8 protein-coding genes are annotated in these 12690 nt (G+C 54.4%); 1 reads left to right on the forward strand and 7 read right to left on the reverse strand.

From position 1 onward, the window contains the following. Positions 1-2: 2 nt before the first annotated feature. The 4 genes from rsmA to lptD are packed head-to-tail and all read right to left on the reverse strand — an operon-like array spanning position 3 to position 5498. A complete protein-coding gene (gene rsmA, locus ACJ9Y9_RS03910) occupies positions 3-824 on the reverse strand; it encodes a 16S rRNA (adenine(1518)-N(6)/adenine(1519)-N(6))-dimethyltransferase RsmA (protein ID WP_013095540.1) in 822 nt (273 codons plus the stop codon). Further along, positions 821-1807, reverse strand: coding sequence for a 4-hydroxythreonine-4-phosphate dehydrogenase PdxA (pdxA, locus tag ACJ9Y9_RS03915; RefSeq protein ID WP_028016650.1), 987 nt, complete (start codon positions 1805-1807; stop codon positions 821-823). The genes rsmA and pdxA overlap by 4 nt, the downstream gene beginning before the upstream one ends. Next, entirely contained in the window at positions 1807-3093 is a 1287-nt protein-coding gene (gene surA, locus ACJ9Y9_RS03920; RefSeq protein WP_028016651.1) for a peptidylprolyl isomerase SurA, read from the reverse strand. The genes pdxA and surA overlap by 1 nt, the downstream gene beginning before the upstream one ends. 53 nt (positions 3094-3146) lie before the next feature. After that, complete coding sequence (lptD, locus tag ACJ9Y9_RS03925; protein ID WP_028016652.1) at positions 3147-5498, reverse strand: LPS assembly protein LptD; 2352 nt, start codon at positions 5496-5498, stop codon at positions 3147-3149. A 238-nt stretch (positions 5499-5736) separates the two neighbouring features. On the opposite strand from lptD, the gene djlA reads away from it, so the two are divergent. Further along, on the forward strand, positions 5737-6552 hold the full coding sequence (gene djlA, locus ACJ9Y9_RS03930; RefSeq protein ID WP_028016653.1) for a co-chaperone DjlA: 816 nt from the start codon (positions 5737-5739) through the stop codon (positions 6550-6552). A gap of 27 nt (positions 6553-6579) precedes the next feature. On the opposite strand, the gene rluA is transcribed toward djlA, so the two are convergent. The 3 genes from rluA to polB all read right to left on the reverse strand — a co-directional run bounded on the left by rluA (position 6580) and on the right by polB (position 12673). After that, positions 6580-7239, reverse strand: a complete 660-nt coding sequence (gene rluA / locus ACJ9Y9_RS03935; RefSeq protein ID WP_028016654.1) for a bifunctional tRNA pseudouridine(32) synthase/23S rRNA pseudouridine(746) synthase RluA — start codon at positions 7237-7239, stop codon at positions 6580-6582. A gap of 12 nt (positions 7240-7251) precedes the next feature. Then, complete coding sequence (rapA, locus tag ACJ9Y9_RS03940; protein WP_028016655.1) at positions 7252-10158, reverse strand: RNA polymerase-associated protein RapA; 2907 nt, start codon at positions 10156-10158, stop codon at positions 7252-7254. Positions 10159-10285: 127 nt separating this feature from the next. Then, complete coding sequence (gene polB / locus ACJ9Y9_RS03945) at positions 10286-12673, reverse strand: DNA polymerase II (protein WP_050482909.1); 2388 nt, start codon at positions 12671-12673, stop codon at positions 10286-10288. Positions 12674-12690: the final 17 nt, after the last annotated feature.

Below are 12690 nucleotides of genomic sequence, written 5' to 3' on the forward strand. Positions count from 1 at the left end.
GCTTAACTCTCCTTCGGAGGCGCATTTTCACTGATGTAATTAGCCAGCTTGCAGTACTGCTCTACGGAGATGTTCTCTGCACGCATTGCCGGGTCGATACCCAACTCAGCCAGCACGTCAACCGTAAACAGATTACCCAGGCTATTACGGATTGTTTTACGGCGCTGGTTAAAGGCTTCCGTAGTGATACGGCTCAGTACGCGCAGATCCTTGACCGGGTACGGCATCGTTTTATGCGGCACCAGGCGCACAACCGCAGAGTCTACTTTCGGTGGCGGCGTAAAGGCAGATGGCGGAACTTCGAGGACCGGGATCACGTTGCAGAAATATTGCGCCATCACGCTTAAACGACCATACGCTTTACTGTTCGGCCCTGCAACCAGTCGGTTAACAACCTCTTTTTGCAACATGAAGTGCATGTCAGCAATGGCATCAGTATAGCTAAAGAGATGGAACATTAGCGGTGTGGAGATGTTATACGGCAGGTTGCCGAATACGCGCAGAGGCTGTCCCATTTTTTCTGACAGTTCGCCAAAGTTCATGGTCATGGCATCCTGCTGATAGATGGTCAGCTTTGGCCCCAGGAACGGGTGCGTTTGCAGGCGTGCGGCCAGATCGCGGTCCAGTTCGATAACGGTCAGTTCGTCGAGGCGTTCACCTACTGGCTCGGTCAGTGCGGCAAGACCTGGGCCGATTTCGACCATAGCCTGACCTTTCTGCGGATTAATGGCAGAGACGATGCTGTCGATCACGAACTGATCGTTGAGGAAGTTTTGCCCGAAGCGTTTTCGGGCTAAGTGGCCCTGATGGACTCGATTAGTCATTGAGTATTAACAATCATTTTGATGGCGAGATTAAGCGCCGTAATAAAACTGCCGACATCCGCTTTCCCCTGGCCTGCCAGATCCAGCGCAGTACCGTGGTCAACGGACGTTCGAATAAAAGGTAAACCGAGGGTGATATTCACCCCGCGGCCAAAGCCCTGGTATTTTAGCACGGGCAGGCCCTGATCGTGGTACATCGCAAGTACGGCGTCGGCATTATCCAGGTATTTCGGCTGGAAAAGGGTATCAGCAGGCAGTGGCCCGCTTAAATTCATCCCTTTTGCACGCATTTCTTCAAGTACCGGAATAATGGTGTCGATCTCTTCGGTGCCCATGTGCCCACCTTCACCAGCGTGTGGATTCAGGCCGCAGACCAGAACGTGTGGCTGTTTGATGCCGAATTTGGTTTGCAGGTCATGATGCAGGATCCCGATGATCTCCCGCAGCAGTTCCGGAGTGATGGCATCAGGGATGGCCTTAATGGGCAGGTGGGTTGTCACCAGAGCAACGCGCATCTCCTCCGTCGCCAGCATCATCACCACTTTCGGACTGTGCGAGCGTTCTTCAAAGAACTCGGTATGGCCGGTAAACGGGATACCCGCTTCGTTGATGACGCCTTTGTGCACGGGGCCGGTGATAAGCGCGGCAAATTCACCTTTCAGACAACCGTCGCAGGCGCGTGCAAGGGTTTCAACGACATAGTGGCCGTTTTCCGTGCTGAGCTGGCCTGGGACAACAGGCGTACGAAGGGGAACAGAAAGCAGCGTGAGCGTACCGGCTTGTTGCGGTGCTGGCTGTTGACCTTCAACGTAAGGGATAAGCGTTAAAGGCAGACCGAGCAGTGTTGCCCGGTCTTGTAACAGTGTTGCATCAGCGCAGACAACCAGTTCTACCGGCCAGCTGCGCTGGGCGAGCTGGACAACGAGGTCAGGCCCAATCCCGGCGGGTTCGCCGGGAGTGATAACAACACGATGCTGTTTCATTAGTTACTCAGAATTTTCACGTAAGCACTGGCGCGTTGTTCCTGCATCCAGGTTGCCGCTTCTTCAGAGAACTTACGGTTAAACAGCATACGGTAGGCTCTGTCTTTCTGCGCCGCGTCAGTTTTATCAACGTTACGGGTATCCATCAGCTCGATCAGATGCCAGCCAAACGAAGAGTGAACCGGAGCACTGATCTGGTCTTTGTTCAGCTTCATCAGTGCATCGCGGAATGCAGGATCATAAATATCCGCAGCCGCCCAGCCCAGATCGCCGCCCTGGTTAGCAGAGCCTGGATCCTGAGAGAACTCTTTTGCAGCATTTGCGAAGGATGTTTTACCGCTCTTAATGTCAGCAGCAATTTGTTCCAGTTTCGCACGTGCCTGATCATCATTCATGATCGGAGAGACTTTCAGCAGGATATGACGAGCATGGACTTCCGTAACGGAAATATTCTGGCTCTGCCCACGGAGATCGTTCACTTTCAGAATGTGGAAACCCACACCTGAACGGATTGGTCCGACGATATCGCCTTTCTTCGCTGTGCTCAGTGCCTGGGCAAAGATGGATGGCAGCTCCTGAATACGTCCCCAACCCATCTGGCCGCCTTTAAGCGCCTGTTGGTCTGCGGAGTAGGTGATCGCCAGCTTGCCAAAGTCACCGCCATTACGCGCTTGTTCGACAATAGAACGTGCCTGGCTTTCTGCTTCAGCAGCCTGATCGGAGGTTGGATTCTCTGGCAGTGGGATCAGAATGTGGCTCAGATTCAGCTCAGTGCTGGCATCATTCTGGTTACCGACCTGTTTTGCCAGCGCGTCCACTTCCTGAGGCAGGATCGTGACACGGCGACGCACTTCATTGTTACGCACTTCCGAAATCAGCATCTCTTTACGGATCTGGTTGCGGTAGGTGGCGTAGCTGATGCCGTCGTAGGCCAGACGGCTGCGCATCTGATCCATGGACATATTGTTCTGTTTCGCGATGTTAGCAATCGCCTGATCGAGCTGCTCGTCAGTGACCTTCACACCCATTTTTTGACCCATCTGCAGAACGATCTGATCCATGATCAGACGCTCCAGGATCTGGTGGCGCAACGTTGCATCATCCGGAAGTTGCTGGCCTGCTTCGCCCGAATTGAGCTTCACAGATTTCATCAGACCGTCAACGTCACTTTCAAGCACGACGCCGTTGTTAACCACAGCAGCGACCTTATCAACAACCTGGGGGGCCGCGAAGCTGGTATTCGCAACCATAGCGACACCGAGCAGCAGCGTTTTCCAGTTCTTCATACTTTTTCCATTTCAATTAACCGCAAAGCGGATTACGTTGCAAATCAAGCACATTACAAGGAGCTACGGTACGGCAGAATGTTCGAACGAAGCATTTTCTGCGTACCCAGACCGTAATTGGAACTCAAACCGCGTAACTCGAAGTTAAAGCCAATCACGTTATCGTATTCGCTTTGATTGTTTTTAGTATCCCAGCCGTTAAGTTTGCGTTCGTAACCGACGCGCAGCGCGTAACAGCAAGAGTTATATTGCAGACCCACCATCTGGTCAGCTGATTTACTGGTGTTGGTGTCAAAGTAGTAAGCCCCTACGATTGACCAACGATCGGCGATTGGCCAACTTGCTGCGCCACCCACCTGCGAGATGCCGTCTTTATACTGTGCCCCAGTACCATAGTTTGGCAATGTGGCCTGAATATATTCCGGACTGGCGTAACGATAGGTCAACTGCACCATACGGTCTTCATCACGGCGATATTCAATGGCCGCAGTACTGTTGGCGATATTGTCCAGGCGAGTGTCATATTGCACTCCGCCACGCAGGCCCCAGCGCTCAGTCATACGCCAGTAAGTATCACCAGCCCAAACCAGTGAACCCGTTTTGTTGTCTTTCTCCCAGTTAATGTTGTCATCACCGGTTCGTGACTCGGTGAAATAGTAGATTTGACCAACAGAAACGTTAAAACGTTCAACGGCAGCATCATCATAAACACGCGATGTGACGCCGGTCGTTAACTGGTTCGCAGATGCAATGCGGTCTAGGCCACCGTAGGTACGGTCGCGGAACAGGCCGCTATAGTCAGATTGCAGTAAAGAGGAGTCGTAGTTATTGATGTTGCTCTGGTCGCGATAAGGCACGTACAGGTACTGCATACGTGGCTCAAGCGTCTGGGTATAGCCATCCGCCAGCAGGCCCATATTGCGTTCGAAGATTAGCTTACCGTCCATTTTGAACTGAGGAAGCGTACGGTTTACCGATTCCTCAAGATGGGCATTGTTGGTGGTATTGTAATCATCAATATTTTTCTGCTGATAGTGGGTCGCCATCAGCTTGGCTTCTGTGTTCAGACTTGCCCAGTCGTTCGACCATGGCAGGTTGATGGTCGGCTCCAGGTGAACACGCGTGGCTTCCGGCATATTGGCGTTTGTGTTTACAAAATGCACCGCCTGACCATAAATACGGGTATCGAATGGACCTACGTCATTCTGGTACCAGTTGACGTCCAGCTGTGGCTCAGCACCATAGGTACTTGCCGTTTGGCTGGAGAAGACCTGGAACTGCTTGCTTGTGACCGTTGCATCAAAGTTCTGCACCGCATAGCCAACGCTAAAGATCTGTGTGGCATAGCCATCGGTACTTGAACCGTATTTTGACGAGAAATCGTTGAAGTAGTTCGGGTCACTGACCTTGGTGTAGTTGACGTTGAAACGCCAGACCTGATCCATCACCCCGGAATGCTGCCAGAAATACATCCAGCGGTGCTTGTTACCTTCCGTTGGATGCTCGTCCTGGAAGACTTTATCCGACGGCAGATAATCCAGCTCCATCAGACCCGCACCGGCGTGAGTCAGATAACGGAACTCGTTTTCCCACATGATGTTGCCGCGCTTATGGATATAGTGCGGTGTGATCGTGGCGTCCATGTTGGGCGCAATGTTCCAGTAATACGGCAGGTAGAACTCAAAGTAGTTCGTGGTGCTGTATTTGGCATTAGGGATCAGGAAGCCGGAGCGACGTTTGTCACCCACGGGAAGTTGCAGGTAAGGGCTGTAGAACACTGGAACCGGACCCAGCTTGAAGCGGGCGTTCCAGATCTCGGCAACCTGTTCTTCACGGTCATGGATGACTTCGCTCCCGACCACGCTCCAGGTATTCGAACCTGGCAGACAGGAGGTAAAGGTACCATTTTCCAGAATGGTATAGCGGTTTTCACCGCGCTGTTTCATCAGGTCAGCGTCACCGCGCCCCTGGCGACCCACCATCTGGTAATCACCTTTCCAGACGTTAGTATCTTTAGTATTCAGGTTTGACCAGGCTTTCGGACCTTTCAGGATGACCTGATTGTCGTCATAGTGCACATTACCCAGCGCATCCACCGTTCGTACCGGCTCGGCCGCACCTTCCGGCTGCTTCTGGTGCAACTGCACTTCATCTGCCTGCAGGCGGCTGTTACCCTGGTTAATATCCACATTGCCCGTAAACGTGGCGTTGTCAGGATAGGTACCTTTGGAACTGTCGGCAGTAATGGTTACCGGTAAGTTATTTGTATCGCCACTCACCAGAGGACGATTATAACTTGGGACGCCAAGCATACACTGCGAGGCGAGATCGGCCGCCAGCCCCTGTTGACTGTACAGGGCTGTGCCAATCATTGTGGCCAGGAGGGTGGGGATACGTTTTTTCATACGTTGTATTTTATTGTTCCGTCATCAGTGGCTACGGCTTACAAACGCTCAGAGACTATCTTACTCATCAGCGCAGTACCAGCGTTAATCCTGCCGTTTGCGTGCCAGAGTGTTAGGCTCGCTATCGAATGACGAGTATGATAAAGCAAATTATAGGCGATGTCCTTCAATTGACCGTGGCTTGAACACTGTGATGATGGCGTTGCGTCGTCCAGGAATATGACTATCCGGGGAGTATATGCAGTATTGGGGTAAAATAATCGGCGTTGCGTTCGCCATCATCATGGGTGCCGGGTTCTGGGGAATTGTGCTTGGGCTTATTATCGGCCATATGTTTGATAAGGCGCGCAGCCGCAAAATGGCCTGGTTTGCCAACCAGCGCGAGCGCCAGTCCCTCTTTTTCTCAACCACCTTTGAGGTCATGGGGCACTTAACCAAATCCAAAGGACGCGTGACAGAAGCCGATATTCAGATTGCCAGCGTCTTTATGGATCGTATGAATCTGCATGGTGACTCCCGTCTGGAGGCGCAAAATGCGTTCCGCATCGGTAAATCGGATAACTATCCACTGCGCGACAAAATGCGTCAGTTCCGCAGCGTCTGCTTCGGACGTTTCGATTTAATTCGGATGTTTCTGGAGATTCAAATTCAGGCGGCATTCGCCGACGGCTCGCTTCATCCTAATGAACGTGATGTGTTATACGTCATTGCGGAGGAACTGGGGATTTCCCGTATGCAGTTCGACCAGTTCCTGCGGATGATGCAGGGCGGTGCGCAATTTGGCGGCGGCTATCACCAGCAGTCGTCTGGCGGTGCCTGGCAGCAGGCGCAGCGTGGCCCGACGCTGGAGGACGCCTGCAATGTGCTTGGTGTGAAGCCCTCTGACGATCAGACCACGATTAAACGTGCCTATCGTAAGCTCATGAGCGAGCATCATCCGGACAAACTGGTCGCGAAAGGCCTGCCACCAGAAATGATGGAGATGGCGAAGCAAAAAGCGCAGGAAATCCAGAAGGCGTACGAGCTCATTAAAGAGAAGAAAGGTTTCAAATAAACAAAGCCCGACGGTGTCGGGCTTTTTTTAGAAGTCCACCGGGGCTTTAAACGTCATCGCGTTACCGAAGGCCGGGTGAGTGATGGTGAGCGTCTGCGCGTGCAACTGCAGACGTGGCGCTAAGGCCAGCGCTTCAGGCGGTGCGTAGAAGCGGTCGCCCAGAATCGGATGCCCCATAGCGAGCATATGTACGCGCAGCTGGTGAGAGCGTCCGGTAATTGGCTTTAACAATACGCGCGCGGTGTTATCCGGCGAGTACTCCAGCACTTCATACTCGGTTTGCGCCGCCTTGCCGGTTTCATAACACACTTTCTGCTTTGGCCGGTTCGGCCAGTCGCAAATCAGCGGTAAATCCACCAGCCCTTCCTCCTGCGCCGGGTGACCCCATACGCGCGCCACGTACTGTTTTTTCGGCTCGCGCTCGCGGAACTGGCGTTTAAGCTCCCGCTCCGCCGCTTTATTCAGAGCCACTACAATCACGCCGCTGGTTGCCATGTCCAGACGATGGACGGACTCAGCCTGCGGATAATCACGCTGAATACGCGTCATCACGCTGTCTTTGTGTTCATCCAGACGTCCCGGCACGGACAACAAGCCGCTTGGCTTGTTGACGACCATAATGTGCTCATCCTGATACAGAATGACCAGCCAGGGATCCGTCGGTGGATTGTAGGGCTCCATTACCATTTCGCGCTCCGTTTACTGATGCGTCACAACGATGAGACGCAGGGCATCCAGACGCCAGCTCGCCTGGTCCAGGCTTTCCAGCACCTGCTGGCGGTTGCTTTCAATCGCCGCCAGCTCGTCGTCACGGATGTTCGGGTTCACCGCTTTCAGCGCTTCCAGACGGGAAAGTTCAGCAGATAACTTCTCGTCCGCTTCACTGCGCGCGGCATCAATCAGCACCCTGGCCGCTTTTTCAACCTGGGTTTCACCCAGTTGCAGAATGGCATGCACGTCCTGCTGAACTGCGTTGACCAGCTTGCTGCCCGTATGACGGTTTACCGCGCTTAGCTGACGGTTGAAGCTCTCGAACTCGACCTGTGCGGCCAGGTTGGTGCCGTTTTTGTCCAGCAGCAGACGCACTGGCGTCGGCGGCAGGAAGCGGGTGAGCTGCAGCTGTTTCGGCGCCTGGGCTTCCACAACGTAGATCAGCTCGACCAGCAGGGTACCGACCGGCAGCGCCTTGTTTTTCAACAGGGAGATGGTGCTGCTGCCGGTATCACCAGAGAGGATCAGATCCAGACCGTTGCGGATCAGCGGGTGCTCCCAGGTAATGAACTGGGCATCTTCGCGAGAGAGGGCCACATCGCGCTCGAAGGTGATGGTGCAGCCATCTTCCGGCAGGCCCGGGAAATCAGGGACCAGCATGTGATCGGACGGGGTCAGAACGATCATATTCTCACCGCGATCGTCCTGGTTGATCCCGACGATGTCGAACAGGTTCATGGAGAAGCTGATCAGGCTGGTGTCGTCATCCTGCTCTTCAATGCTTTCGGCCAGCGCCTGTGCCTTTTCACCACCGTTGGAGTGGATCTCCAGCAGACGGTCACGTCCTTGCTCCAGCTGAGTTTTCAGCGCGTCGTGCTTCTCGCGGCAGGATTTGATCAGCTCATCAAAACCGTCAGTTGTTTCTGGTGCTGCGAGGTAACCGATCAGGTCGCTATGAACCTGATCGTAAATGGTACGGCCTGTTGGGCAGGTATGCTCGAATGCATCCAGACCTTCATGGAACCAGCGCACCAGAACGGACTGAGCGGTTTTTTCCAGATACGGAACGTGGATCTGAATATCGTGCGCCTGACCGATACGATCCAGACGACCGATACGCTGCTCCAGCAGATCCGGGTTAAACGGCAGATCGAACATCACGAGATTGCTGGCGAACTGGAAGTTACGACCTTCAGAGCCGATCTCAGAACACAGCAGAACTTGTGCGCCGCTGTCTTCTTCACCAAACCAGGCTGCCGCACGGTCACGTTCAACAATAGACATGCCTTCGTGGAACACGGCTGCACGAATACCTTCACGCTCACGCAGAACCTGCTCCAGCTGCAGTGCAGTGGCGGCTTTGGCGCAGATCACCAGCACTTTCTGAGAACGGTGTGCGGTCAGGTAGCCCATCAGCCACTCTACGCGTGGGTCAAAGTTCCACCAGGTGCCGGTATCACCTTCGAATTCCTGGTAAATTTGCTCCGGGTAGAGCATGTCACGCGCACGTTCTTCGGCGGTTTTACGCGCCCCCATGATGCCGGACACTTTAATCGCCGTCTGGTACTGCGTTGGCAGTGGCAGTTTGATGGTGTGCAGTTCGCGTTTCGGGAAACCTTTCACGCCGTTACGGGTGTTACGGAACAGAACACGGCTGGTGCCGTGACGGTCCATCAGCATATCGATCAGTTCTTTACGTGCTGATTCCGCGTTGTCACCTTCGCTGTTGGCTGCCTGCAGCAGCGGTTCAATATCCTGCTCGCCAATCAGATCGCTCAGGGTATTGAGTTCGTCATTGGACAGACGCTTGCCCGCCAGTAAAAGGGCGACAGCGTCGGCAACCGGGCGGTAGTTTTTCTGCTCTTCAACAAACTGCTCAAAATCATGGAAACGGTTTGGATCGAGCAGGCGAAGACGTGCAAAGTGGCTTTCCAGCCCCAGCTGTTCCGGCGTTGCGGTCAGCAGCAGGACGCCAGGTACACGTTCGGCAAGCTGTTCGATCGCCATATATTCGCGGCTCGGCGCATCTTCGCTCCAGACCAGATGATGCGCTTCATCGACGACCATCAGATCCCATTCGGCATCGCACAGGTGTTCAAGACGCTGCTTGCTGCGGCGCACGAAGTCCAGTGAGCAAATCACCAGCTGTTCGGTTTCAAACGGGTTGTCCGCATCGTGCTGGGCTTCTGCGTAGCGTTCGTCGTCAAACAGCGAGAAACGCAGGTTAAAGCGGCGCAGCATTTCGACCAGCCACTGATGCTGCAGGGTTTCAGGAACCACAATCAGCACGCGCTCGGCTGCGCCAGAAAGCAGCTGTTGATGCAGGATCATACCGGCTTCAATAGTCTTACCCAGACCCACTTCGTCTGCCAGCAGTACGCGAGGTGCATGACGACGGCCGACGTCATGGGCGATATTCAACTGGTGAGGGATCAGGCTGGTGCGTTGACCACGCAGGCCGCTCCACGGCATGCGGTACTGTTCACTCTGGAACTTACGGGCGCGATAGCGCAGAGAGAAACGATCCATGCGGTCGATTTGCCCGGCAAACAGGCGGTCCTGCGGCTTACTGAAAACCAGTTTGCTGTCGAGCAGCACTTCACGCAGGATGACATTGGTCTCGTCAGTGTCCAGGCGAGTGCCAATGTAGGCGAGCAGTCCATTCTCTTCTTTTACGTCTTCAACCTTGAGCTGCCAGCCGTCATGGCTGGTCACGGTGTCACCCGGATTAAACATCACGCGGGTCACAGGGGAGTCATTGCGAGCGTACAGGCGGTTTTCACCAGTGGCAGGGAAGAGGAGGGTAACCATGCGCGCATCGACGGCAACGACAGTTCCTAATCCGAGTTCGCTTTCTGTATCGCTGATCCAGCGTTGACCAAGTGTAAAAGGCATAGTTGTTCGGCTCTAATCTTTAATTGCAGGCAATAGTTCGACCCCGTCAAAAAAGACGGTCATCGAAAAATGGGTCCGGGAATGGAAAGGGCGCTATGGTACTGGATGGCAGCCATTTCGTCACGCGTCAAAATAGGCCAAGTTGCCCTGTCACTAGTGTAGCAAAATCATCGTCGATGAAGGGTAAAATTCCCTCTGCAACGGGCTGGAGCTGGCGCGTCAGGTAGTGATCGTAATCGAGTGGCGACTGTTGATAATCAACAGGTTCCGGGCCGCTGGTGGTCCAGACATATTTGATTGTCCCCCGGTTTTGATACTGCGGCGAGCGACCCCGTCGCACATTCTCTTCATCCGCCAGACGGGCGGCGCGCACGTGTGGCGGTACGTTGCGCTGGTATTCAGCCAGCGGGCGGCGCAGGCGTTTGCGATATACCAGTTGATCGTCCAGCTCACCGGCCATCAGGCTGGCAATGGTTTCGCGCACGTAATCCTGATAAGGCTCATTGCGAAAGACTCGCAGATAGAGCGTTTGCTGGAACTGTTGCGCCAGAGGAGTCCAGTCGGTGCGTACCGTCTCCAGCCCTTTAAAGACCATCCTCTGCGCGTCGCCTTCCTGAATCAGCCCGGCGTAGCGCTTCTTGCTGCCCTGATCGGTACCGCGAATGGTGGGCATTAAAAAGCGGGCAAAATGGGTTTCATATTCCAGTTCTAACGCGCTGGTTAACCGCTCTTTTTGCAAATGCACCCGCCACCAGTCGTTTACGTAGGCAACCAGCGCTTTGCCGATTTGCGCGGCATCGTCTTCCGAATGTGCACCCTTAAGCCACACAAAGGTGGAGTCCGTGTCGCCGTAGATGACGTCATAGCCCCTGGATTCAATCAGCGCTTTGGTCTGTCGCATGATCTCGTGACCGCGCATGGTGATCGAGGAGGCCAGCCGTGGGTCGAAGAAACGGCAGGCGCTGGTACCCAGCACGCCATAAAAGGCATTCATGATGATTTTTAGCGCCTGCGAGAGCGGCTTATTGCCGTGGCGCTTGGCTTCGTCGCGACCGTGCCAGATGCTTCCGACGATCTCCGGCAGACAGTGTTTTTCGCGTGAGAAGCGAGCCCCGAGAAAGCCTTCGGTGCTGTGCTCATCATCCGGTTGGGCCATGCCCTCAACCAGCCCGACGGGATCGATCAGGAAGGTGCGGATTATCGACGGGTAGAGGCTTTTGTAGTCCAGCACCAGCACGGAGTCATACAACCCTGGCCGGGAATCCATGACATAACCGCCGGGGCTGGCCTGCGGTGGTACCTCTCCGAGATTCGGGGCGACATACCCCGCACGGTGCATACGGGGGAAGTAGAGATGACTAAAGGCCGCCACGGAGCCGCCGTGTCGATCGGCTGCGAGACCGTTTACCGTCGCACGCTCCAGCAGGAACGGCATAATCTCGGTTTTGTGGAAAATCTGCGTGACCAGCTCGCAGTCTTTCAGGTTATAGGTGGCAAGCGCCGGTTTATCTTCGTTAAAGCGGCGGTCTATTTCATCCATTCTGTCCCATGGGTTGTCGATAGATTTGCCTTCGCCAAGCAACTCCTGCGCGACGGCTTCCAGAGAGAACGAAGAGAAGTTCCAGAAGGCGGATTTCAGTGCCTCAATGCCGTCGATAATCAGGCGGCCGTTAGCCTGGGCGAAGAATACGCCGTTTTTAAAACCATGTTCGCGCCATTCTATTTCCGTGTTGCCACGTCCCAGCATCAGCGGAATTCGGTACCGCTCGGCGTGTTTTTGCAACACCCGCAGGTCAAACTGCACCACGTTCCAGCCAATCAGCACATCGGGGTCGTACTCGGCAAACCACTGATTCAGTTTTTCCAGCAGATGAGGACGGCTGTTGACATACTCCAGCCGGAAATCCAGCGCGGAGGCATCGCCATTCGGCGGTCCGAGCATATAGACAACCCGATCGCCGCAGCCTTCCAGACCAATGCAGTACAGTTCCCCGTGGCGGGTGGTTTCGATATCCAGCGACACCCATTTCAGCGGCGGGCGATAGTGCGGGTTGGGCTTCAGGCGTGCATCGACAATTCGGCCGTTTTGCTCGGTGCCATCGACCCAAACCGGTGCGGTAATAAACCGCTCCATCAGAAAACGCTCCGGCGGACGGATATCCGCTTCATAAAGCGTGACACCTGCTTCACGCAGCAGTTTTTCATAGCGCATTAATTGCCGGTGGGCGCGACAGTAAAGTCCGTAAACCGGCTGACGGTGAAAATCCTTCAGTTCAAGCGGCGTGATGCGCCAGTTATTTTCGCCGCGCAGCAACTGCTTCGCTTTTTCGACGTGTGCTTCAGGAATAAAGGCCACGGATTCCTGTGGCGGCAGCGTAACATTCAGCGGGCCGTTGTCCGTTGCCAGCCAGAATGCAACCTCAGTACCTTGAGGGGTATCCCGCCAGTGTCGGGTCAGTAAAAAGCCTTCTTGCGCCTGCGCCACGCCGTTATCCCATAAAACAAAACCAGGCATGATTATAGCCTGGTTGA

The sequence above is a fragment of the Enterobacter sp. CPE_E1241 genome (assembly GCF_045618265.1).
In the GTDB taxonomy this organism is placed as follows: Bacteria; Pseudomonadota; Gammaproteobacteria; order Enterobacterales; family Enterobacteriaceae; genus Enterobacter; species Enterobacter adelaidei.

What these genes read in the sequence shown, in the direction of transcription:
- rsmA (WP_013095540.1), bottom strand. Translation starts at nt 824, where the DNA reads ATGACTAATCGAGTCCATCAGGGCCACTTAGCCCGAAAACGCTTCGGG.
- pdxA (WP_028016650.1), bottom strand. Translation starts at nt 1,807, where the DNA reads ATGAAACAGCATCGTGTTGTTATCACTCCCGGCGAACCCGCCGGGATT.
- surA (WP_028016651.1), bottom strand. Translation starts at nt 3,093, where the DNA reads ATGAAGAACTGGAAAACGCTGCTGCTCGGTGTCGCTATGGTTGCGAAT.
- lptD (WP_028016652.1), bottom strand. Translation starts at nt 5,498, where the DNA reads ATGAAAAAACGTATCCCCACCCTCCTGGCCACAATGATTGGCACAGCC.
- djlA (WP_028016653.1), top strand. Translation starts at nt 5,737, where the DNA reads ATGCAGTATTGGGGTAAAATAATCGGCGTTGCGTTCGCCATCATCATG.
- rluA (WP_028016654.1), bottom strand. Translation starts at nt 7,239, where the DNA reads ATGGTAATGGAGCCCTACAATCCACCGACGGATCCCTGGCTGGTCATT.
- rapA (WP_028016655.1), bottom strand. Translation starts at nt 10,158, where the DNA reads ATGCCTTTTACACTTGGTCAACGCTGGATCAGCGATACAGAAAGCGAA.
- polB (WP_050482909.1), bottom strand. Translation starts at nt 12,673, where the DNA reads ATGCCTGGTTTTGTTTTATGGGATAACGGCGTGGCGCAGGCGCAAGAA.